Raw genomic sequence first — 21783 nt, 5'->3', positions numbered from 1 at the left:
TGCCTGAGGACCCGGGGTGCGGCCAGCGATCAGCGCGGCATCAGGAACGAGGCCACGTCGCGCCCTTCGGAAGCCAGGAAATGCATCATCGGATCGACCACCGTTCGCACCGCGGGCCGCTCGCCCATGCGGCTGCGCCAGGCCAGGAGCCGCGGCGTAGCCTGCGTCATGCGCGCACCCTTACGGTCGGCAAAGATGCAGGCCATGTAGAAGGCGATGTCGGCGAAGGAGTACGGGCCGGCGAGGTATTCGCGCGTGGCCAGCAGGTCTTCCATCTCGTCGTAGTAGCGGGCGCAGGCGGCGCAGGCGGCCATCGCGGGCGCGCTTTGCATGTCGTGCTGCAGGCCGAAGAGCCTGATCACATTGGGAAAAAGGACCTCGTCCGACTTCTGCTCCAGCTGCCGCGCGCGCGCCCGTTCGGCAATGCCTTGGGGCCACAGCGCGGGGGTGGGGTAGCGGTCTTCGAGGTATTCGAAGATCTGCGTCGAGTCGAAGAGCTCGACGTCGCCGTCGATCAGCACCGGCACCTGCTGCTTGACGGGGTTGATGCGCAGCACATCCGGGTGCTTGGGCTCGTAGGCGTCGCCTTTGGTGAACGGCACCATGATCAGCTCGAAGTCGATGCCTTTTTCGAGCGCGGCGATCTGCACCTTCGCGCCGAACATGCTGAGGGGGCCTGAGTAGATTTTTGTGGTCGTCGTCGTCATGCCCCGACTACATCAGAAATGACGGTTCAGGTCGAGCCCCAGACCTCTTGTGCGGTCTCCACGACGAGGCGCAGCTTGTTGCGCTGCGCTTCCACCGCAATGTTGTTGCCGTGCACCGTGCTCGAGAAGCCGCACTGCGGCGAGAGCGCGAGTTGTTCGAGCGGGGCGTACTTCGCGGCGTCCTCGATGCGGCGCTTGAGTTCGTCCTTGTCTTCCATCTCGCCGAACTTGGTGGTCACGAGGCCCAGCACCACGGTCTTGCCCTTGGGCAGGTAGCGCAGTGGCTTGAAGTCGCCCGAGCGGGCGTCGTCGTATTCCATGAAGTAGGCGTCCAGGTCCATCTCCTTCAGGAGCGCCTCGGCCACCGGCTCGTAGTTGCCGGCCGCGGCGTGCGTGCTCTTGAAGTTGCCGCGGCACAGGTGCATGGCCAGCAGCATTCCCGGCGGCTTTTGCGCCACCACCTTGTTGATGAACGCGGCATAGCGGTGCGGCAGTTCGTTCGGGTCGTCGCCGCGCTTGCGGGCGGCTTCGCGCATGTGCTCGTCGCACAGGTAGGCCAGGTTGGTGTCGTCCATCTGAACGTAGGTGCAGCCCGCTGCGGCCAGCGAGCGCAGCTCGTCGCCATAGGCCTTGGCCACGTCGTCGTAGAACACCGGATCGAGCTCGGGATACGCGTCCTTGCTGATGCCGGCGCGGCCGCCACGGAAGTGCAGCATGGTGGGCGAAGGAATCGTCACCTTCGGTGTCCGGCCGGCCGAGACTTGGCTCTTCAGGTATTGGAAGTCAGCCAGCTGGATGTCCTTCACGTGGCGCACTTTGTCGATCACGCGCATGGCCGGCGGCGCGAGTTCCTCGGTGCCGTCGGGCCTGCGGATGGTGACCGGGATGTCGGTCTTCACGCCGCCGAGCTGGTCGAGAAAGTCGATGTGGAAATACGTGCGGCGGAACTCGCCGTCGGTGATGCTCTTCAGGCCGATGTCTTCCTGGAAGCGGACGATCTCGGTGATGGCCTTGTCTTCGACCTTGCGGAGCTGCTCGGGCGTGATCTCGCCCTTGGCCTTCTGCTCGCGCGCTTCGAGCAGGTATTTAGGGCGCAGGAAGCTGCCAACGTGGTCGTAACGGGCGGGCAGGGCGGCGTGCTGTGACATGTTGATCTCCGTCGTGGCTGAAAACGAATCGAACATCGTATCGCCTCGGAAACACGTCTATATGTATACATTGAAGTCAGTATTTACCCTGATTTTAAGGAATTTCACTGGATATTTCTGAGTTTATGTATACATTGAGTATTCATGAAAACGCCCACGACCGCCTTTCCATTGAACGCCTGGTATGCCGCCGCCTATGACGTCGAAGTGCGTCATGCGCTGCTGCCGCGCACGATCTGCAACGAAAAACTGGTGCTGTACCGCCGTACCGACGGGCAGGTTGCCGCGCTCGAAGACGCCTGCTGGCACCGGCTGATGCCGCTCTCGCTGGGCAAACTCGAAGGCGACGAACTGGTGTGCGGCTACCACGGTCTGGTCTACAACAGCCAGGGCCGCTGCACCCACATGCCGAGCCAGGAAACGCTGAACCCTTCGGCTTGCGTGCGCAGCTTCCCGGTGGTCGAGAAGCACCGCTTCGTCTGGATCTGGCCCGGCGATCCGGCCAAGGCCGACCCGGCACTGGTGCCCGACATGCACTGGAACGACGACCCGGCATGGGCCGGCGACGGCAAGATGATTCGCGTGAACTGCGACTACCGCCTGGTGGTCGACAACCTCATGGACCTGACGCACGAGACCTTCGTGCACGGTTCTTCCATCGGCAATCGCGAAGTGGCCGAGGCGCCATTCGTTGCCACGCACGGCGACCGCTCGGCCACCGTCACGCGGTGGATGGAGAACATCGATCCACCGCCGTTCTGGGGCGGCCAGATCCGCCATGCGCGCGGCTACGCCGGCAAGGTCGATCGCTGGCAGATCATCCGCTTCGAAGGGCCGTGCACCGTGAACATCGACGTCGGCGTGGCCGAGGCGGGCAGCGGCGCGGTGCCGAAGGGCGGCGACCCCGGCGACCGCAGCAAGGGCGTGAACGGCTACGTGCTCAACACCATCACGCCCGAGACCGACAAAACCTGCCTCTATTTCTGGGCCTTTGCGCGCAACTACTGCCTGGGCGAACAGCGCCTCACGCACGAGCTGCGTGAAGGCGTGGCGGGCATCTTCCGCGAGGACGAGCTCGTGCTCGAGGCGCAGCAAAAGGCCATGGACGAGCGGCCCGACCATCAGTTCTACAACCTCAACATCGACGCGGGCTCGATGTGGGCGCGTCGGCTGATCGACCGAATGGTCGAGAAGGAAACGCCCGCGCGCGCTTCGATCCCGATCCGTCCCGTCGAGAAGAGCGCCGCATGAAGGTCGCGGCCGTATCACCCGTCGAATCCGGCGATGGCGGCAGCTCGCAGGCGGTGAAGGCACAGCTGCGATTGCGCGAAATGATCCTGGCCGGCGAACTGCCGGGCGGCGCACGCATTGCCGAGGTGGCCATCTCCGAGCAGCTCGGCGTTTCACGCACGCCAGTGCGCAGCGCGCTCATGCGGCTGGAACAAGAAGGCCTGCTCGAGGCGCTGCCCAACGGTGGCTACGCAGTGCGTACTTTTTCCGAACGCGACGTGGCCGATGCCATCGAGCTGCGCGGCACGCTCGAAGGCCTGGTGGCGCGGCTTGCGGCCGAGCGCGGCGCGGCGCCGGTGGTGCTGCGCGAAGCGCGCGCCTGTCTGGCACGCATCGATGAACTGCTGCGCGAACCCGCGCTCGACGATGCGGCGTTTTCGCGCTACGTCACGCACAACGAGAAGTTCCATTCGCTTCTGTGCGAAATGGCGGCAAGCCCGGTCATCGCGCAGCAGCTCGAGCGCGTGATCAACCTGCCGTTCGCGTCGCCGTCCGGCTTCGTCATCGTGCAGGCCAACTCGCCTGCCGCGCGCGACATGCTCGTGATTGCCCAAGACCAGCACCTGCAGGTGCTCGACGCCATCGAGGCCGGCGAAGGCTCGCGTGCCGAGGCGCTGATGCGCGAGCACAGCCGCATTGCGCGGCGCAACCTGCGCGAGGCGCTGCACGGCACGCCTACCGCCGAGCAGCGCCCCTTGCCCGGCGTGCAGCTGATCCGCCGCCGCGGCTGAGCGGCCGATTTCCTTTTTCCGCTGGTTTTCTCCCGATGAAAAACGACCTTCAATGGATGCAGGCGCAAATCGTTGCGCTGCGCGACGTGACGCCCACCGTGCGTGAATTCGAACTGCGGCCCGAGATGGGCTTTGCCGCCACCTACGAGCCCGGATCGCATCTGCAGGTGCAGGTGATGGCCGCCCATGGCAAGCTGCAGACACGCTCGTACTCGCTGGTGGGCGAGGGCGACGGCCAGTGCTGGCGCATTGCCGTCAAGCGGCTCGACGACGGCCGCGGCGGCTCGCTCGCCATGTGGCGCCTGGCCGTCGGCGACCGGCTGCAGGTGAGTGCGCCGCAGAACCACTTTGCACTCGACCTCTCGGCGCCTGGTTACCTGCTGGTGGCCGGCGGCATTGGCATTACGCCGCTCGTGATGATGGCGCAGCGCCTGGGCGATCACGCGCGGCGCAGCGGCGTGCCGGTGAAGATGCTCTACGGCGCGCGCCATGCGGGCGAATTGGCCTACCTCGACCGGCTCCGCGAAGCACTGGGCGGTGATGTCGTCGCGCATGAGGGCGCGGCGCCCATCGATTTCGCGGCGGCCATCTCGGCCCTGCCCGCGGGCGGCCAGCTCTACACCTGCGGCCCAGTGCCGATGCTCGAAGCCGTCAAGCGCGCCTGGCAGGCGGCGGGCCGGGCCCCGGCGGACTTGCGCTTCGAAACCTTCGGCAGCAGCGGCCGGCTTCCGACGCAGGCTTTCACCGTGCGCATTCCCCGGCACGACCTGGCGATCACCGTGCCGGCAGATTGCACCTTGCTCGAGGCGCTCGACGCCGCCGGCGTGGAAACGCTCTGGGACTGCAAGCGCGGCGAGTGCGGTTTGTGCGCCATGGACGTGCTTGCGGTCGAGGGTGAAATCGACCACCGCGACGTGTTCCTGAGCGAGCACGAGAAGCAAGCGGCCACCCGCATCTGCGCCTGCGTATCGCGTGCCGTGGGCACCCTCACGCTGGACTCCGCGTACCGGCCCGACAGTTGAAAACGTGCTGCGCGATCATCGCGCAGTTCATTTGTTCACCGCGCAACAAAGGTCCGACCCGGGGGCGGAGTAGGTGATTGCCTGCTCCGCCGGATGTTGCAAAGTGTTGAAAAATAGCCCGATATCCGCTTTCGTCGTTCAAGGAAAACTTCATGCAAAGACGCCAACTCATCCAGACCGCAGGCCTCACGGCGCTTGCGCTCTCCATGTCGCTTGCCAGTGCGCAGGACAGCAACAAGTTCAAGATCGGCCTCATCTTGCCCATGACCGGCCAGCAGGCGTCCACCGGCCGGCAGATCGAAGCGGCGGCGCGGTTGTACATGGCGCAGAACGGCGACACCGTGGCGGGCAAGAAGATCGAGCTCATCATCAAGGACGACGTGGCCACGCCCGACGTGACCAAGCGCTTGGCGCAGGAACTCATCGTCAACGACAAAGTGAACGTGATCGCGGGCTTCGGCGTCACGCCGGCCGCGCTGGCCGCTGCCCCGCTGGCCACCCAATCGAAGACGCCGCAGGTGGTGATGGCCGCCGCCACGTCGAGCATCACCGAGGCCTCGCCCTACATCGTGCGCTCGAGCTTCACGCTGCCGCAGGTGTCGGTGGCCATGGGGGACTGGGCGCCGAAGAACGGCGTGAAAACGGTGGTCACGCTGGTGGCCGACTACGGCCCAGGTAACGACGCCGAGAAGTTTTTCAGCGAGCGCTTCCAGCTCAACGGCGGCAAGGTGATCGAGAAGCTGCGCGTGCCGCTGCGCAACCCCGACTTCGCACCGTTCCTGCAGAAGGTGCGCGACGCCAAGCCCGACGCGCTGTTCGTCTTCGTGCCCTCGGGTGCCGGCGCCGCGGTGATGAAGCAGTTTCTCGAGCGCGGCATGGACAAGGCGGGTATCCGCATGATCGCCACCGGCGACGTGACCGATGACGACCAGCTCAACGACATGGGCGATGGCGCGCTGGGCGTGGTCACCTCGCACCACTACTCGGCCGCGCATCCGTCGCCCGCGAACAAGAAGTTCGTCGAGGCCTTCCAGAAGGCCAACCCGAAGATGCGCCCCAACTTCATGGCCGTGGGCGGCTATGACGGCATGCGCGTGATCTACGAAGCGCTCAAGGCCACCAAGGGTCAGGGCGGCGGCGACGCGCTGCTGGCGGCCATGAAGGGTCAGATATTCGAGAGCCCGCGCGGCCCGGTGTACATCGATGCGCAGACGCGCGACATCGTGCAGGACGTGTATCTGCGTAAGGTCGAGAAGAAAGACGGCCAGTTGTACAACGTCGAGTTCGACGTGATCAAGGGTGTGAAGGATCCGGGCAAGGCAAAGTGAATTTCGGGGGCCGGGTGGCATGAGATTCGTCGCTGTTCAGGGCGCGCTCCCGCCGACGGGGTACCTTGCTCCGCGAATGTCCCTCGGCCTGCGGCCTCCTCCTTTATTTCGCTGCGCAAGGCACCCCATCGACGGAAGCGTTGCACGGAGCGGTGGTTGATCGGCCACGCACCAGCGGCTTGCCCTGGTGCACAGGGCATCGGGTGCTCCCCGCAGCGAAATAAAGGAGGAGCCGAAGGCGGGGGACATTCGCGGAGGGGAGTACCCGGTGGCCTTTGCACGCGCCCTGAAACAGCAGCGCCCCGAACAAGAACCGAAAAACAAGCGAGCCAAAGCAAACGCCGTAGCGGAACAATGACATGTTGACCATTCTTTTCGACGGCATCGCCTACGGCATGCTGCTCTTTGTGCTTGCCGTGGGGCTGGCCGTGACGCTCGGGCTGATGAACTTCATCAACCTCGCGCACGGTGCCTTTGCCATGGCGGGCGGGTATCTGACCGTATTTGCGATGCAGAAACTGGGCATGCCGTTTTTGGCTTGCCTGCCGCTCGCTTTCATCGTGGTGGCGCTGGCCGGGGCGCTGCTCGAACGCACGCTCTACCGGCCGATGTATGGCAAGCCGCATCTCGATCAGGTGCTGTTCTCCATCGGACTCGCCTTTATGGCCGTGGCTGCCGTCGACTACTTTGTCGGTTCTTCGCAGCAGAACATCCAGTTGCCCGAATGGCTGCGTGGCCGCACCGAGATCGGTGATGGCGTGCTCTTGCTCGGCATGGGGCACTACCGACTCTTCATCATTGCCGTGTGTGCAGTACTCACCGTGGTGCTCCAACTCATTTTGTCGAAGACGCGCTTCGGCAGCCGGCTGCGCGCCGCGGTCGATGACCCGCGTGTGGCGGCGGGGCTGGGCATCAACGTCAACATCGTTTTTTTGCTGACTTTCGCGGTGGGCTCCGGGCTTGCGGGCCTGGGTGGTGCATTGGGCGCCGAGATTCTCGGACTCGATCCCATTTTTCCGCTCAAGTACATGATCTATTTCTTGATCGTGGTGTCGGTCGGCGGCACCTCGTCGATCACCGGGCCGCTCGCGGCCGCGCTGCTGCTCGGCATTGCCGACGTGGCGGGCAAGTACTTCATTCCCAAGATGGGTGCATTCACCGTCTACCTGCTCATGATCCTGATACTGATGTGGCGGCCCCAAGGCCTGTTCACGCGCAAGGGAGGCCGCTGAATGAGCGCACCTTCATCGTACGAGTCGGCCTTGTTGCGCAAGGCGCGCTGGCGCCCGCTCGAGTTCGTGGTGTGGGCCGCGGCCTTCGCATTGCCTTTCGTCATGCCTTCGCATTCGCTGCTGGTCAACGAGATCGCCATCGTCGCGCTGTTCGCAATGTCGCTCGACTTGATTCTTGGCTACACAGGCATCGTGTCGCTCGGCCATGCCGCGTTCTTCGGCTTTGGCGCCTACACCGCGGCGCTGTTTGCCAAGCTCGTGATGCCAGACCCGACCGTGGGGCTGGTGCTCGCCACCGTGCTGTCGGCGCTGCTGGGCCTCGTGGCCAGTGTCACGATCCTGCGCGGCAGCGACCTGACGCGGCTGATGGTCACACTCGGCACCGCGCTGCTGTTGCTCGAACTCGCCAACAAGCTCGACTGGCTCACCGGCGGCGCCGACGGACTGCAGGGCGTGGTGATGGGACCCGTGCTCGGCCTGTTCGAGTTCGATCTCTTCGGCCGCACGGCCGCCTGGTATTCGCTCAGCGTCATGCTCGTGCTGTTCCTCGTGATGCGCCGGCTCGTTCATTCGCCCTTCGGCGCCACGCTGAAGGCCATTCGCGACAACCGGCTTCGCGCCATGGCGATCGGCATTCCGGTGGTGTCGCGGGTCGTCGTCATCTACACCGTGGCCGCGGGCATTGCCGGTGCCGCGGGTGCGCTGCTGGCGCAGACCACCGGCTTCGCCTCGCTCGACGTGCTGGCCTTCGACCGCTCAGCCGATGTGCTGCTGATGCTGGTGATCGGCGGCGTGGGTTGGCTCTATGGCGGTGTGGCAGGCGCCATCGTTTTCAAGCTGCTGCAGAACTGGCTCTCGGCCGTGACGCCGCAATACTGGATGTTCTGGATCGGCCTCTTGCTGGTGCTGCTGGTGCTCGTGGGGCGCGACCGCGTGCTCAAGCCGTGGACGTGGCTGGGCAAGAAGAAGGGGGGCGCGGTATGACTGAAACCGTGCTTTCCACGCAGGGACTGGTGATGCGCTTCGGCGGTATCACGGCCACCAACAACGTCACCATGGAACTCAAGCGCGGCGCGCGCCATGCGCTGATCGGCCCCAACGGCGCCGGCAAGACCACGCTCATCAACCTCTTGACCGGCGTGCTCACGCCGACCGAAGGCCGCATTTCGCTGCTGGGCAAAGACATCACCACGCTGGCGCCGCACAAGCGCGTGGCGCGCGGGCTGGTGCGCACCTTCCAGATCAACCAGCTGTTCGACTCGATGACGCCGCTCGAGACGCTGGCGCTCGTCGTGTCGCAGCATCAAGGCATCGCATCGCAATGGTGGCGCCCGCTGGGGGCCACCAAGGCCGTGACGGAGCGCGCGGCGCAACTGCTGGAGCAGTTTCATCTGGGCGACGTGGCGCAGCAGCAGACCAAGTTCATGGCGTACGGCAAGCGCCGCTTGCTGGAGATTGCAATCGCACTGGCCTGCGAGCCGCGCGTGCTGCTGCTCGACGAGCCCGTGGCGGGCGTTCCCGCAGGGGAGCGCGAGGAATTGCTGCAGACCGTGGCCGCATTGCCGGCCGATGTGTCGGTGCTGCTGATCGAGCACGACATGGATCTGGTGTTCAGCTTTGCCGACCGCATGACGGTGCTGGTCAACGGCACGCTGCTGACCGAGGGCGATCCTGAGACGATCGCCAACGATCCGAAGGTGAAAGAGGTCTACCTCGGCCACGGGGAGCATGCCCATGTCTGAACTGCTTCGCATCGAGAACCTGAGCGCGGGCTACGGCGAGGCCGTGGTGCTGCACGACGTGGCGTTCGCGCTCGGCGAGGGCCAGACGATGGCGCTCCTGGGCCGCAACGGCACGGGCAAGACCACGCTGATCAACACGCTGGCGGGGGCCACACGGCAGCACGGCGGCAGCATCTCGCTCAGTGGGCAGGCCCTGCACAAGCTGGCGCCGCACCAGCGCGCCGCGGCCGGCATCGGCTGGGTGCCACAGGAGCGCAACATCTTCAAGTCGCTCACGGTGCATGAGAACCTCACCGCGGTGGAGCGGCCGGGCAAGTGGAATCCGCAGCGCGTCTACGAGATGTTCCCCCGCCTGGCCGAGCGCAAGACGAATCTCGGCACGCAGCTCTCGGGCGGCGAGCAGCAGATGCTCGCGGTGGCCCGTGCGCTGGTGCTGAACCCGAAGCTGCTGCTGCTCGACGAGCCGCTCGAAGGGCTGGCGCCGATCATCGTGGAGGAGCTGCTCCGCGCCATCCGCCGCATCACGCAGGACGAGGGGCTGGCCGCGATCATCGTGGAGCAGCACCCGCAGGCGATCCTCGCGATCTCTGACCACGCGGTGGTGCTCGATCACGGCACCATCGTCCACACCGACAGCGCAGCGGCATTGCGCAGCCAGCCGCAGGTGCTCGAACGGTTGCTGGGCGTGGCCCGGTAGCAATTCCGACGACGAAGAAGAAGGAGACGGACACATGGCGATCCCGAAAACACTGTTTCGCGGGGGCGCCATGTTGGCCTCCGCCGTGCTGCTTGCAGCCTGCAGCACCACCGGGTCGCAGAGCCTCCCGCTCGGCGCCAATCCTGCAGCGGCCTGCGCGGCGCTCGCGGCCCCGGTTGCATCCGCGGCCATCGGCCTGCCGAGCGGCGCGGCGACCATCGATTCCGCAACGCTGGTGCCTGCGTCCGCACTGGCTGTCGCAGAACGCGGCCCCAGCCCCGCATCGCGCATCACACCGCCCACGCCTGCGCACTGCAAGGTGTTGGGCCGCATCGCGCCGCTCGATCCCAGCGCGCCGCCGATCCTGTTTCAGGTCAACCTGCCGCTCGCGTGGAACGGCCGCAGCGTGCAGTACGGCGGCGGCGGGTTCAACGGCGTGCTGATCACCGGCCTCTCGCTGGTACCGGCCGGCCGCTTCGACCGGCCCACGCCGTTGGCACAGGGCTACGTAACCTACGGCACCGACTCCGGCCACCAGAACGTGGCCGGCCAGCCGCCGCAGGCCTTTGCGCTCAACGACGAAGCGCTGGTGAACTTTGCGCACGCCTCGTACAAGAAGGTGCGCGACGTGGCGGTGGCGCTGATGCAGCGCGCCTACGGCCAAGCGCCGCAAAAGCTGTACTTCGTGGGAAGTTCCGAAGGCGGCCGCGAGGCGCTCACTATGGCGCAGCGCTATCCGCAGGACTTCGACGGCATCTTCAGCCGCGTACCGGTCATCAACTGGACGGGGCTGCAGCACGCCGGCACGCGCAACGGCATTGCCACCTTCGGCGAAGGGTGGCTCCGGCCGGCGCAGGTGCAGCTGGTGCATAACGCAGTGCTGGCGTCGTGTGATGCCGCGGACGGCGCGGCGGACCGCATCGTGTCGAACCCCGTGGCCTGCCTGCAGCGCTTCGATCCTGCGAGCCTGCGCTGCGCCGCCGGCACCAGCGGCGACAACTGCCTCAACGATGCGCAGGTGCAGGCGGTGCGCACACTGCGTTCGCCGTGGCGCTCACCCGTGCCACTGGCCAACGGTGTGGCGGTGTATCCGGGCTGGGGCATTGGCGGCGAGGGCACGCCGGCTTTTGCGTCGATGGGCGGGTGGAACGCGTGGTGGACGGGCACCTCGGCGCCGACTGTGCCGCCGCAACCGAGCAATGGCATTGCATGGTTCTACGGCAGCGGCGCGCTGCAGTATTTCTATGCGCGCAATCCGACCCTCGACGTGCGCAACTACCGCGCGGAAGACTTTGCCGCGCGCATCGCCACCGTGTCGCAGCTGATGGATTCGACCGACCCCGACCTCAGCGCCTTTGCTGCGCGCGGCGGCAAGCTGCTGATGCTCGAACACATGGCCGACTACGCGCAGAGCCCGTTCGCCGGCGTCCTCTATTACGAATCTGTGGTGGCGCGAATGGGGCGCGACAACACGGACCGCTTCATGCGCCTGTACACCGCGCCGGGCGTTGACCACGTGGGCAGCGGAGCCCCGGCAAACGTCGACATGCTCGCAGCGCTGGCCGATTGGGTCGAGCGCGGCCGCGCTCCGGCCGGCCTGCAGCTGGCCGAGCAGGAAGTGCAGCCGCCGTTCAGGATCGTTCGCGCCCGCCCGCTGTGCGAGTGGCCGCTGTGGCCGCGCTTCACGGGCGGGGACGTGTCGCAGGCCGCGAGCTTCCAGTGCATCAGGTAGCGGGGCGCGACTGAACGCCTAGATCGCGCAGCTGTCCGGACCGCAAGACGCCGAGCCGGCGGCGGCATCCGCTGCCACGGGCACGGGCGGCACGAGCTTTGTCAGCTGGGCCTTCCATTCCTCGGGCCGGCCGAGCCAGGGACCGATGTCGATGCGGCTCGCGGTGCCGTCGGCCTGCGCCAGCACGAAGGTCGGAAAGCCCTGGCCGCCCGCGCGCTGCAGCCACTGGCGGCTTTCGGCCATGTGCTTCGACGTCGCTTCGCCCGACAGGCGCGCGAAGGCCGAGGCAAACGCATCCGGATCGAAGCCGAGCTCTTTGGCTATTGCAGCGAGAACCTGCGCATCGGCGATGCGCCGGCCTTCGACGTAATGCGCGCGCTGGAGCCGATGAATCATGTCCAGCCCGCCGCCGGCGCGCAAGGCTTCGGCTGCGAGGATGGCGGTGGTCGGCGGTTCGGAGTCCATCACTGCGCCAATGTCGCGCAGCAGGCCCTCGAAGTAGGCTTCCCCGAAAGGCTGGCCCGTGAGCTCGGCGATGCGGCGGTCGTGCGGCAACACGTAGTCGCGCCACTGCGGAGTGATGGGGCGCCGATTGGCACCGGTCATCATGCCGCCGCCGTGAAACGCCACCTCCAGGCCCGGCACGTTGCGCGCCGCGTCGACCAGCGGTGCCACTGCGTAGCACCAGCCGCACATCGGATCGAAGATGTAGTGCAGCGTGGCGCCGGACGGTGAAGTGGTGTTGTCGTTCATTGCGTGATTTCCTTTGCCCGAATGTTAGGTTTCAGGAACGGAAACAAAAACCCCGCTTTCGCCAATGAACAGTTTCTGATTCCGTTCGAGTCAGGGTACCTAGCGATCCGTTGCGCACTGCTCCAGATGCGCCACCAGCAGTTGCGCCGCCAGCGACAACGACGCTTCGTCGCGAAAGCAGATCGCGAAACGCCGGCGCGCCCAGGCATCGGTGAGCGGCATCAGCCGGAGGCGGTAGGTGTCGGCAAAGGGCTGCGCCACTTCCGCCGGCACCACACTGATGGCGAGGCCGGCGCGCACCACGCGCAGGGCGGCGTCGAAGTTGGTCACCAGCACTCGATAGACCAGCGGCTTGCCCGCCACGGCCGCCTCGCGGGCCAGCATCAGCTGTACGGCGCTCAGCGCGGGCATGCCGACGAACTCGTGATCGAGCACGTCCTCGAACCGCACCTTGCCGCGCCGCGCCGCCGGGTGCGAGGGGTGCGCCACGATGGCCAGGTGGTCGCTGCGGTAGCTGCGCCGCTGCAGGCCGTCGAGGTCGGCGGCGTCCCAGCACAGGCCGATCGACGCACTGCCCTCGCGGATGCCGCGCACGATCTCCGGGCTCACGCGCTCTTCCATGTCGATCCGGATGTCGCGGTGTGCTGGGTTCTGCAGAAAGTTGGCGACGTCTTCGGCCAGGGATTCGGCCAGCACCGAGGCCGAGGCAAGGATTCGCACATGCCCCCGCGTGCCGCCAGCGTAGGCCGCCATGTCGCGCTCGATGCGCTGCGCGCTGCCGAGCATGGCGCGCGCATGTTCCAGCAGCGTTTCGCCGGCCGCGGTCGGCACCACGCCGCGCCGTTTGCGCAGCAGCAACGGCGTGCCCACCGTGTCCTCCAGCTGCGCCAGGCGCTTGCTGATGGCCGAGCCGACGATGCTGGCCTGCTCGCCCGCGCGCGCGATGCTGCGCGTTTCGCAGACGGAGACGAAGAGGCGTAGGGTGGTCAGGTCGAGGTCGCGCATGGAGGTTCCAGTCGAGCGATGTGATATTCCATTTTGGAACGAATTGGCTTCCAAAATCTATTTTCTGAATCGAATAGGAACTTCTAACATCAGCGCCAGACCTTCAAAGGAGACACCTTGAACGAAGCCACGGCCGCGCGCGCAGCGCACGCCTTTCTGCCGCCCCGCGCGGTCGTCCGCGAATCGGGGTTGCGCGACGGCCTGCAGAGCATTGCGAGAACGTTGCCCACTGCTCAAAAAATCGAATGGATTCGCGATGCGCATGCCGCCGGGCAGCGCGAGATCGAAGTCGGCTCCTTCGTGCCCGCGCGCCTGCTGCCGCAGCTGGCCGACACGGCCGAGCTGCTGGCGTACGCCAAGACGCTGCCGGGGCTTTTTGCCTCGGTGCTGGTGCCCAATCTCAGGGGCGCCGAACTCGCCATTGCGGGCGAGGCCGATCTGATGATGGTCCCGCTGTCGGCCAGTCATGCGCACAGCCTTGCCAATCTGCGCAAGACGCCAGACGAAGTGGTGGCCGAGGTTGCTCGCATTCGTGCAGCGCGCGACGCCGCGGGCTCGAAGACCTTGATCGATGGTGGCGTCGGCACGGCCTTCGGCTGCACGATCCAGGGCCATGTGGCGCCCGACGAGGTGCTGCGCCTGATGCAGGCGCTGCTCGACGCCGGCGCCGACCGCGTGAGCCTGGCCGACACCGTCGGCTATGCCGATCCCGCGATGGTGCGCAGCCTGTTCGAGCGCGCAAGGCGCATCGCGGGCGACCGCCTGTGGTGCGGCCATTTCCACGACACGCGCGGCCTCGGGCTCGCCAACGTGTACGCGGCGCTCGAAGTCGGCATCCCGGGTTTCGATGCCTGCCTGGCCGGCATCGGCGGCTGTCCGCATGCGCCCGGCGCCAGCGGCAATGTGGACACCGAAGACCTTGTGTTCATGCTCGAGAGCATGGGCGTTGGCACGGGCATCGATCTGCCGAAGCTGCTCGACCTCCGCCGGCGCGTGGCCGGTTGGTTGGAGGGCGAGACACTGCAGGGCACCGTGTGGCGCGCGGGTTTTCCCAAGACCTTCGTGGCAACGGCGGGAGCAGCTGCATGAACGTCAACACCGAAGAAAAACGCCTGCCGCTCACTGGCATCCGCGTCGTTGAATTCACGCACATGGTCATGGGCCCGACCTGCGGCATGGTGCTGGCCGACCTGGGCGCGGAGGTGATCAAGGTCGAGCCCATCGACGGCGACCGCACGCGGCACCTGCTGGGCGCGGGCGCGGGCTTCTTCCCGATGTTCAACCGCAACAAGAAGAGCATCGCGCTCGACCTGCGCCACCCGCAAGGGCTCGAAGCGGCGCTGCGCCTGTGCGCCACGGCCGACGTGGTGGCCCAGAATTTCAGGCCGGGCACCATGGACAAATATGGGCTCGGCCATGCCGCGCTCAGCAAGCTCAATCCGCGCCTGGTGTATGTGAATCACACGGGATTTTTGCCCGGCCCCTACGAGCACCGCACGGCGCTCGACGAGGTGGTGCAGATGATGGGCGGCCTGGCCTACATGACCGGCCGTCCCGGCGATCCGCTGCGCGCGGGCACCAGCGTGAACGACATCATGGGCGGCATGTTCGGCGCCATCGGCGCCATGGCCGCGCTGATGCAGCGCGCGCAGACCGGCAAGGGCCAGGAAGTGCAGTCCTCGCTGTTCGAGAACAACGTGTTCCTGGTCGGCCAGCACATGCTGCAGTACGCCATCACGGGCCAAGCCGCGGCGCCGATGCCCGAGCGCATCTCGGCCTGGGCGCTGTACGACGTGTTCACGGTGAAGGACGGCGAGCAGATTTTCCTGGCCGCGGTGAGCGATGCGCAATGGGCGGTGTTCTGCGATGCGCTCGGCTTCGACGACCTGAAGGCCGACCCCTCATTGCGCACCAACAACGACAGGGTCCGTGTGCGGCCAACGCTGCTGGCGGACCTGCGCAAGCGACTGGCCGATCGGTCGGCGGCCGAGCTGTCGGCCATCTTCGAAGCACGGGGCTTGCCATTCGCCCCCATCGTCCGGCCCGAAGACCTTTACGAAGACCCGCACCTGAAAGCCACCGGCGGCCTTGCCGACATCCGCTTGCCCGATGGCGAGCGCGCCGGACAGACAGCGCAGACGACGTTGTTCCCGATCACGCTGGGCGGCGAGCGCCTGGGCGTGCGCCTGGATCCGCCGACGCTTGGCGAGCACACGCGCGAACTGCTGGCCGAGCTCGGCTATGCGGAATCGCAGATGGCGGCCATGCGGGCCGAGTCGGCGGTTGCCTGAGTGTTTTCAGAACCATAAAGAGAGACAAAGCCATGCACAAGATTCTTCCCCCCATGACCCGCCGTGCCGTACTGGGCTTCGGCGCCTCCACCGCCGCGCTGGCCGCATGCCCCGTGCTCGCGCAGGGCTCCGACAAACCCATCCGCTTCATCCTGCCGATCAGCGCCGGCTCGGGTGTGGACGCCATCGTGCGCGCGGCTTCCGTGGCGCTCGGCAAGGCCTTCGGGCAGCCGGTGGTGATCGAGAACCTGCCCGGTGCGGGCGGCATCACCGGCACGTCGGCGCTGGTCAAGGCTGCGCCCGACGGGCTCACGCTGGGCGTGGTGTCGAATAACCACGTCATCAATCCGGCGGTGTACAAGAAGATGCCGTTCGACGCCATCACCGACGTGACGCCGATCAGCGTGGTGGGTGCGACGCCGCTGGTGCTGGTGGTCAATCCGAAGCTGCCGGCCAAGAACGTGAAGGAGCTGGTGGCGCTGCTGCGCGCCAAGCCCGAAGGCTACAACTACGCCTCGTCGGGCAACGGCACCATCATTCACCTGGCCGGCGAAATGTTCATGGACGAGGCCGGCGTGAAGGCGCGGCACATTCCCTACAAGGGCACGGGCCCGATGGTCACCGACATGATCGCGGGCCAGGTGGAAATGGGCGTGGTGGCATTGCCCGCGGTGCAGCCGCACCTCAAGAGCGGCGCGCTGCGCGCCATCGGCCTGTGCGGCCCCACGCGCTCGCCGGCCGCGCCCGACATTCCGACCATCGCGGAGCAGGGCCTCCCCAGCTACGTGGTCGAAGGCTGGTTCGCGGTCATCGGCCCGCCGAAGATGCAGGCGGCCGACATCCAGCGCGTGCATGATGCCGTGGCCTCGGCGTTCACGAGCGCCGAGGTGCGCGATGCCATGGACAAGCAGGGCAACGTCATCAAGCCCACATCGCCCGAGCAGGCTGCGAGCTATTTCCGCAGTGAAGCGGCGCGCTATGCGGCGCTGGTGAAGAAGGCCAACGTCGTGCTCGAGTAAGGCTCTGAGCCTTGTTCCGTTACGCCGGTCCCACCGCGCGATAGAGCGCGCGCACGAAATCTGATTGCGTGATCATCCCGGCGAGGCGCCTCTCGCCGTCGATGATCGGAATGTGGTGATGCCCGCCTTCCGAGAAAAGCGGCACCAGGTCGACCACCGGCCGGTCGGCGCTGGCTACGCGCACCTGGCGCGTCATGATCTGTCCGACCACTTCGGGCTTGTTCGAGACGACGGTGCGCGTGGCGCGGATCAGGTCGCGCAGCTTGCCGGCGATGCCTTCGTGGTGCTCCAGGTCGAGCAGGCGGAAGAAATCAGCCTGCGTCACGATGCCGACCACGCGGCGCGTGCGGTCGGTGACCGGCAGCGCCTTGATGCGGCGCTGGGTCATCAGCGTCCAGGCCTCCTGCAGCGGCGTGCCGAATTCCACCGACACCGGGTCGCGCGACATGATGTCGGCGCAGTGCAGCGTGCCGAGCCGCCGCTTGTACGACTCCAGTTCGGTCTGCTGGATCAGCGACTCGAGGTCGTCGCGGCTGATGTCCAGCACCTGGTTGTAGCGCGCCAGCACGGCATCGATGTCGGCCTGGCTGAAGCGGGCATCGGCCGAAGGCGGCCGCACCACCTGCACATGGGGATAACGCCTGCCCGTGAAGGTGTTGTAGGCCACGCCCGCCAGCACCAGCAGGAGCGAATTGGCGAGGGTAGGGAACAGCGCCGCCGAGAAGTGGTCGGTGTGCGTGAGCACGGCAAGCAGTGCCGCGGCGCCCCCGGGCGGATGCAGGCTGCGCGTGGCGAACATCAGTCCGATGGCGGCGCCAACGGCCACCGCGGCGGCCCAGGCCGGATCGGGTATCCAGCGGACGCAGGCAATGCCCACCACGGTCGACAGGGTGTTGCCGACGATGACCGACCAGGGCTGCGCCAGCGGACTCGCGGGCACGGCAAACACCAGCACCGCACTCGCGCCCATCGGTGCGATCAGCCAGATGCTGACGTCCACCGCTTCGGCCATCCAGCGGCACAGCAGCGCGGTGATCAAAAGCCCGATGGCCGCGCCGGCCACGGCACGCATGCGCTCGCGCGCGTCGACGGTGTTGCGGCCCGGCAGCCAGGCACGCGCGTGCGTCAACAAGGCAGAAAGCTGCGGCATGGCGTCAGGCCTCCGCGGCGACGCGGCGGCCGATTTCGGGCCACTGCCCATGCAGCCAGACCCAGGCGACCAGGCCAATGCCCAGCATCAGCGTGGACGTGAGCGCCAGTGCCAGCGTCGAATGCATGACCAGCGGTGCCACCACGCCGGCCACCACGCCGTTGGCGGTGGAGCCGATCACGGCCTGCAGCGACGAGGCCATGCCGCGCCGCTCGGGATGGAGGTCGAGCACCAGCAGCGTGACGACCGGCACCATCAGCGCCCAGCCGAACGCGAACACCGCCAGCGGCCAAAGCGCCCAGGCGACATGGGCGGTGAAGAGCGAGTTGGCAGCCACGTTAACGAGCGAGGTCACCAGCATGATCAAGAAGCCGTCGCGGATCTGCCGCTTGGGGGCCACCTTGCCCGCCATGCGGCCGCTGGCCCATGCGCCCAACATGATGCCGCCGATGGTCAGCAGGAAGAACCAGAAGAACTGCGTCGGTGCCAGGGCGAGGTGGTCGCCGAGAAAGGCCGGTGCCGCCAGCACGTAGAGGAACATGCCGTTGAACGGAACGCCGCTCGCGAATGCAAGCAGCAGAAAGCGCGGGTCGGAGCACAGGTCCCAGTAGCCGCGCATCAGGTGCCGCACCTGGAACGGCTGGCGCTGGCTCTGGTGCAGCGTTTCGGGCAGCAGCTTGTAGTTGGCCACGAACAGGATCACGCCGACCGCGACCAGGAACCAGAAGATCGCGTGCCACCCGGCATGGACGAAAAGAAAGCCGCCGACGATCGGCGCAATGGCCGGCGCCACGCCGAAGTAGATGGTCACCTGGCTCATCACGCGCTGCGCATCGGCGGGCGGGAACATGTCGCGGATCACGGCGCGCGAGACCACGATGCCCGCGCCGGTCGAGAGGCCCTGCAGCCCGCGGAACAGCACCAGCTGCGCAATGTTCTGCGACAGCGCGCAGCCCAGCGAGGCCAGCGTGAACACCGCCAGCCCCCACAGCACCACGGGCCGGCGTCCGAAGCTGTCCGACAGGGCGCCATGGAACAGGTTCATGAACGCAAAGCCGAACAGGTAGGCCGAAAGTGTCTGCTGCATTTCGGCCGGCGTGGCGCCGATGGAGCGCGCAATGCCCGAGAAGGCCGGAATGTAGGTGTCGATGGAAAAGGGGCCGAGCATGCCGAGTACGGCGAGCAGCACGGCAAGCGCCCAGCGCGGGGCTTGCCAGAGCTTGGCTGCATCGGGATTCATGGGAGTTGCTCCATTTTTCTTGTCGGTAGGGGCCAAAAAGAAAGCGCCCTTGCGGGCGCCTCCTCATCAGAGAGAAATACCGGAGACCGGCTCAGAGCGTATCAATAAAGCTGCGCAGTTTGTCGGAACGCGAAGGATGCTTGAGCTTGCGCAGTGCCTTTGCTTCGATCTGGCGGATGCGCTCGCGGGTTACGTCGAACTGCTTGCCGACTTCTTCCAGCGTGTGGTCCGTGCTCATCTCGATGCCGAAGCGCATGCGCAGCACCTTGGCTTCGCGCGGCGTGAGGCTGTCGAGGATGTCCTTGACCACGTCGCGCAGGCCCGCTTGCATGGCAGCTTCGATGGGCGCCGTGTTGCTGCTGTCCTCGATGAAGTCGCCCAGGTGCGAATCGTCGTCGTCGCCGATGGGGGTTTCCATCGAGATCGGCTCCTTCGCGATCTTCATGATCTTGCGGATCTTGTCTTCCGGGATCTCCATCTTGGCGGCCAGGATGCCGGCGTCGGGCTCGAAGCCGAACTCCTGCAGATGCTGGCGCGAGATGCGGTTCATCTTGTTGATGGTCTCGATCATGTGCACCGGGATGCGGATGGTGCGCGCCTGGTCGGCAATGGAGCGCGTGATCGCCTGGCGGATCCACCAGGTGGCGTAGGTCGAGAACTTGTAGCCGCGGCGGTATTCGAACTTGTCGACCGCCTTCATCAGGCCGATGTTGCCTTCCTGGATCAGGTCCAGGAACTGCAGGCCGCGGTTGGTGTACTTCTTGGCGATGGAGATCACAAGGCGCAGGTTGGCCTCGATCATTTCCTTCTTGGCATCGCGCGAGGACGATTCGCCCTCGTTCATGCGCTTGTTGATTTCCTTCAGCTGCGTGAGCGGCACCACCACGCGCGACTGGATGTCGGTGAGCTTCTGCTGCAGTTCCTGCACCGGCGGAATGTTGCGCGCAAGCACGGCGCTCCAGGGCTTGCCGGCGGCGGCCTGCTTTTCGACCCACTTCAGGTTCAGCAGGTTCGATGCGATGCGGTTGCCGCTCTTGTCGTAGCCCGAGAAGTCGCGAATGAACTCGTCCTGCGGGAAGCCGCACTTGTCCACGATGATGCGGCGCAGCTCGCGTTCCTTCTTGCGCACGTCGTCGACCTGCGTGCGAACCAGGTCGCACAGCTTCTCGATGGTCTTGGCCGTGAAGCGGATGGTCATGAGCTCGTCCGACAGGGCCTGCTGGGCCTTCTGGTAGGCCGGCGTGCCGTAGCCTTCCTTGTCGTAGATCTTGTGGACCTTCTCGAACATCCCCGCGATGCGGTCGAAACGCTCGAGCGCGTCGCGCTTGAGTTCCTCGAGCTTCTTGGTGAGGGCCTTGGAGCCGCCCTTGCCGTCGTCGTCGTCTTCCTCGTCGAACTCGTCGAAGTCTTCCTCGGCCACGTAGTCGTCGGCCTCGTTGGGGTTCGAGAAGCCGTCCACCACGGTGGAGATGACGACCTTGCCTTCACGGATGTCGGCGGCCAGGCGCAGGATTTCGGCGATGGTGGCGGGGGAGGCCGAGATGGCTTCCATCATGGCCATCAGGCCGCCTTCGATGCGCTTGGCGATTTCGATTTCGCCTTCGCGCGTCAGGAGCTCGACCGTGCCCATTTCACGCATGTACATGCGCACGGGGTCGGTGGTGCGGCCGAACTCGCTGTCCACCGTGGAGAGCGCGGCTTCGGCTTCTTCCTCGGCTTCTTCGACCGTGGTGGCGGTGGGCGCGGTGTTGTTCAGCAGCAGGGTTTCGGCGTCGGGCGTCTGCTCGTACACCGCCACACCCATGTCGTTGAGCATGGTGACCACGACTTCCATGGTCTCGGCGTCGACCAGCTTGTCGGGCAAGTGGTCGGAGATTTCGCCGTGCGTGAGGTAGCCGCGGGTCTTGCCCAGCGTGATCAGGGTCTTCAGGCGCGAGCGGCGCTTGGCCAGGTCTTCCTCGGAGAGCACGGTCTCGTCGAGGCCGAACTCCTTCATTAAGGCGCGTTCCTTCGCCTTGCTGATCTTCATGCGCAGCGGCTTGACCTTTTCCTCGGTGGTCGTCGCGGTTGCCGGTTCGTCGCCGACCAGATCTTCCTCGATGTCCGACAGGTCGATGTCGCTCTCGGGGGCGTCATTGCCAGCCTTGGGCTTGCGGCCGCGCTTGGCACCGGTGGCGGGCGCAGCGGCGCCGGCAGCCTTGGGCGGACGGCCTACTTTCTTGGCGGCAGGGGCGGCGGCAGCCGTCTTGGCGGCAGCTTTTTTCGGATCGTCGATGACAGTCGATTTCGTGGGCACGGTTTTCACTTTCGTTGCGGCTGCCGATTTGGACGCGGCGGCACCCGACTTAGTTGCCGGCATAGCGCCAGCTTTCAACGGTTTTTCTGAGACAGACTTTGGGGCGGCGCCTTTGGCGAGTGAAGGAGCAGGCTTCTTTGAACTGGGCATACGACCTCGTTACAGCAAGATGGACCAAGCGAAATCACAGGCGCACCGCCACATAGGCAGCGCCACCACAGCCCGCGCACAGGCGCGGGCCATACTCAAAGCCCGCGCACAGGCACGGACAAAACAATTGGGAAAGAGGAAGAAAATTCCTCGTCAGGCAAGATGTCGGGCGAACATTTGGTGTGCAGTCCTTGCGGTAAGTGACCCTTTCCGTCGGATTTTTTCCGTTGGAGTGCGTTGCGCTAGGGGT

19 protein-coding genes are annotated in these 21783 nt (G+C 66.1%); 12 read left to right on the top strand and 7 right to left on the bottom strand.

All coding sequences use genetic code 11. The features are described 5' to 3' along the window. Positions 1–29: 29 nt before the first annotated feature. Together ASC78_RS19780 and ASC78_RS19775 are read right to left on the bottom strand one after the other, a co-directional pair. On the bottom strand, positions 30–707 hold the full coding sequence (locus ASC78_RS19780; protein ID WP_055804987.1) for a glutathione S-transferase family protein: 678 nt from the start codon (positions 705–707) through the stop codon (positions 30–32). Positions 708–733: 26 nt separating this feature from the next. Then, positions 734–1855 (bottom strand): 5-methyltetrahydropteroyltriglutamate--homocysteine S-methyltransferase, encoded by a 1122-nt coding sequence (locus ASC78_RS19775; RefSeq protein ID WP_055805106.1) that lies wholly within the window; start codon positions 1853–1855, stop codon positions 734–736. A 144-nt stretch (positions 1856–1999) separates the two neighbouring features. Between ASC78_RS19775 and ASC78_RS19770 the strand changes: the two genes are divergently transcribed. The 9 genes from ASC78_RS19770 to ASC78_RS19730 all read left to right on the top strand — a co-directional run bounded on the left by ASC78_RS19770 (position 2000) and on the right by ASC78_RS19730 (position 11629). Beyond that, on the top strand, positions 2000–3106 hold the full coding sequence (locus ASC78_RS19770; RefSeq protein WP_055804984.1) for an aromatic ring-hydroxylating dioxygenase subunit alpha: 1107 nt from the start codon (positions 2000–2002) through the stop codon (positions 3104–3106). Then, positions 3103–3876: a GntR family transcriptional regulator gene (locus ASC78_RS19765; RefSeq protein ID WP_055804981.1), complete on the top strand. Its 774-nt coding sequence runs from the start codon at positions 3103–3105 to the stop codon at positions 3874–3876. The genes ASC78_RS19770 and ASC78_RS19765 overlap by 4 nt, the downstream gene beginning before the upstream one ends. A gap of 35 nt (positions 3877–3911) precedes the next feature. Beyond that, entirely contained in the window at positions 3912–4898 is a 987-nt protein-coding gene (locus ASC78_RS19760; protein WP_055804978.1) for a PDR/VanB family oxidoreductase, read from the top strand. A gap of 152 nt (positions 4899–5050) precedes the next feature. After that, on the top strand, positions 5051–6226 hold the full coding sequence (locus tag ASC78_RS19755; protein ID WP_055804975.1) for an ABC transporter substrate-binding protein: 1176 nt from the start codon (positions 5051–5053) through the stop codon (positions 6224–6226). A 359-nt stretch (positions 6227–6585) separates the two neighbouring features. After that, positions 6586–7458, top strand: a complete 873-nt coding sequence (locus tag ASC78_RS19750; RefSeq protein WP_055804973.1) for a branched-chain amino acid ABC transporter permease — start codon at positions 6586–6588, stop codon at positions 7456–7458. Next, positions 7459–8442, top strand: a complete 984-nt coding sequence (locus ASC78_RS19745; protein WP_055804970.1) for a branched-chain amino acid ABC transporter permease — start codon at positions 7459–7461, stop codon at positions 8440–8442. After that, entirely contained in the window at positions 8439–9200 is a 762-nt protein-coding gene (locus ASC78_RS19740; protein WP_055804967.1) for an ABC transporter ATP-binding protein, read from the top strand. The genes ASC78_RS19745 and ASC78_RS19740 overlap by 4 nt, the downstream gene beginning before the upstream one ends. Then, positions 9193–9897, top strand: coding sequence for an ABC transporter ATP-binding protein (locus ASC78_RS19735; RefSeq protein ID WP_055804964.1), 705 nt, complete (start codon positions 9193–9195; stop codon positions 9895–9897). The genes ASC78_RS19740 and ASC78_RS19735 overlap by 8 nt, the downstream gene beginning before the upstream one ends. Positions 9898–9931: 34 nt before the next feature. Further along, positions 9932–11629, top strand: a complete 1698-nt coding sequence (locus ASC78_RS19730) for a tannase/feruloyl esterase family alpha/beta hydrolase (RefSeq protein WP_157634493.1) — start codon at positions 9932–9934, stop codon at positions 11627–11629. Between the two features lie 18 nt (positions 11630–11647). On the opposite strand, the gene ASC78_RS19725 is transcribed toward ASC78_RS19730, so the two are convergent. Together ASC78_RS19725 and ASC78_RS19720 are read right to left on the bottom strand one after the other, a co-directional pair. Next, a complete protein-coding gene (locus tag ASC78_RS19725) occupies positions 11648–12382 on the bottom strand; it encodes a DsbA family protein (RefSeq protein ID WP_055804961.1) in 735 nt (244 codons plus the stop codon). Between the two features lie 99 nt (positions 12383–12481). Further along, on the bottom strand, positions 12482–13387 hold the full coding sequence (locus ASC78_RS19720; protein WP_055804958.1) for a LysR family transcriptional regulator: 906 nt from the start codon (positions 13385–13387) through the stop codon (positions 12482–12484). A 117-nt stretch (positions 13388–13504) separates the two neighbouring features. Here ASC78_RS19720 and ASC78_RS19715 point away from each other — a divergent pair, with 117 nt between their 5' ends. From ASC78_RS19715 to ASC78_RS19705, 3 genes are read left to right on the top strand one after another with little or no spacing between them, the layout of a single operon-like run. Continuing rightward, complete coding sequence (locus tag ASC78_RS19715) at positions 13505–14476, top strand: hydroxymethylglutaryl-CoA lyase (RefSeq protein ID WP_055804955.1); 972 nt, start codon at positions 13505–13507, stop codon at positions 14474–14476. Beyond that, positions 14473–15678, top strand: a complete 1206-nt coding sequence (locus ASC78_RS19710) for a CaiB/BaiF CoA transferase family protein (protein ID WP_055804953.1) — start codon at positions 14473–14475, stop codon at positions 15676–15678. The genes ASC78_RS19715 and ASC78_RS19710 overlap by 4 nt, the downstream gene beginning before the upstream one ends. 53 nt (positions 15679–15731) lie before the next feature. After that, complete coding sequence (locus ASC78_RS19705; protein ID WP_235505145.1) at positions 15732–16697, top strand: Bug family tripartite tricarboxylate transporter substrate binding protein; 966 nt, start codon at positions 15732–15734, stop codon at positions 16695–16697. Between the two features lie 19 nt (positions 16698–16716). On the opposite strand, the gene ASC78_RS19700 is transcribed toward ASC78_RS19705, so the two are convergent. The 3 genes from ASC78_RS19700 to rpoD form a co-directional block, all read right to left on the bottom strand. Then, positions 16717–17847: an HPP family protein gene (locus ASC78_RS19700; RefSeq protein ID WP_055804947.1), complete on the bottom strand. Its 1131-nt coding sequence runs from the start codon at positions 17845–17847 to the stop codon at positions 16717–16719. Positions 17848–17851: 4 nt separating this feature from the next. Further along, on the bottom strand, positions 17852–19087 hold the full coding sequence (locus ASC78_RS19695; protein ID WP_055804944.1) for a multidrug effflux MFS transporter: 1236 nt from the start codon (positions 19085–19087) through the stop codon (positions 17852–17854). 91 nt (positions 19088–19178) lie between these two features. Continuing rightward, positions 19179–21533, bottom strand: a complete 2355-nt coding sequence (gene rpoD, locus ASC78_RS19690) for an RNA polymerase sigma factor RpoD (RefSeq protein ID WP_055804941.1) — start codon at positions 21531–21533, stop codon at positions 19179–19181. Positions 21534–21783: the final 250 nt, after the last annotated feature.

This window comes from Variovorax sp. Root318D1 (assembly GCF_001424835.1).
Lineage (GTDB): Bacteria > Pseudomonadota > Gammaproteobacteria > Burkholderiales > Burkholderiaceae_C > Variovorax.
The sequence above is the reverse complement of the archived record's forward strand: the minus strand, read 5'-3'. Positions and strand labels throughout refer to the sequence as shown.

Bases quoted from the DNA above. Each gene is read 5' to 3' on its own strand.
- ASC78_RS19780 (WP_055804987.1), bottom strand. From the start codon at position 707: ATGACGACGACGACCACAAAAATCTACTCAGGCCCCCTCAGCATGTTC.
- ASC78_RS19775 (WP_055805106.1), bottom strand. From the start codon at position 1,855: ATGTCACAGCACGCCGCCCTGCCCGCCCGTTACGACCACGTTGGCAGC.
- ASC78_RS19770 (WP_055804984.1), top strand. From the start codon at position 2,000: ATGAAAACGCCCACGACCGCCTTTCCATTGAACGCCTGGTATGCCGCC.
- ASC78_RS19765 (WP_055804981.1), top strand. From the start codon at position 3,103: ATGAAGGTCGCGGCCGTATCACCCGTCGAATCCGGCGATGGCGGCAGC.
- ASC78_RS19760 (WP_055804978.1), top strand. From the start codon at position 3,912: ATGAAAAACGACCTTCAATGGATGCAGGCGCAAATCGTTGCGCTGCGC.
- ASC78_RS19755 (WP_055804975.1), top strand. From the start codon at position 5,051: ATGCAAAGACGCCAACTCATCCAGACCGCAGGCCTCACGGCGCTTGCG.
- ASC78_RS19750 (WP_055804973.1), top strand. From the start codon at position 6,586: ATGTTGACCATTCTTTTCGACGGCATCGCCTACGGCATGCTGCTCTTT.
- ASC78_RS19745 (WP_055804970.1), top strand. From the start codon at position 7,459: ATGAGCGCACCTTCATCGTACGAGTCGGCCTTGTTGCGCAAGGCGCGC.
- ASC78_RS19740 (WP_055804967.1), top strand. From the start codon at position 8,439: ATGACTGAAACCGTGCTTTCCACGCAGGGACTGGTGATGCGCTTCGGC.
- ASC78_RS19735 (WP_055804964.1), top strand. From the start codon at position 9,193: ATGTCTGAACTGCTTCGCATCGAGAACCTGAGCGCGGGCTACGGCGAG.
- ASC78_RS19730 (WP_157634493.1), top strand. From the start codon at position 9,932: ATGGCGATCCCGAAAACACTGTTTCGCGGGGGCGCCATGTTGGCCTCC.
- ASC78_RS19725 (WP_055804961.1), bottom strand. From the start codon at position 12,382: ATGAACGACAACACCACTTCACCGTCCGGCGCCACGCTGCACTACATC.
- ASC78_RS19720 (WP_055804958.1), bottom strand. From the start codon at position 13,387: ATGCGCGACCTCGACCTGACCACCCTACGCCTCTTCGTCTCCGTCTGC.
- ASC78_RS19710 (WP_055804953.1), top strand. From the start codon at position 14,473: ATGAACGTCAACACCGAAGAAAAACGCCTGCCGCTCACTGGCATCCGC.
- ASC78_RS19705 (WP_235505145.1), top strand. From the start codon at position 15,732: ATGACCCGCCGTGCCGTACTGGGCTTCGGCGCCTCCACCGCCGCGCTG.
- ASC78_RS19700 (WP_055804947.1), bottom strand. From the start codon at position 17,847: ATGCCGCAGCTTTCTGCCTTGTTGACGCACGCGCGTGCCTGGCTGCCG.
- ASC78_RS19695 (WP_055804944.1), bottom strand. From the start codon at position 19,087: ATGAATCCCGATGCAGCCAAGCTCTGGCAAGCCCCGCGCTGGGCGCTT.
- rpoD (WP_055804941.1), bottom strand. From the start codon at position 21,533: ATGCCCAGTTCAAAGAAGCCTGCTCCTTCACTCGCCAAAGGCGCCGCC.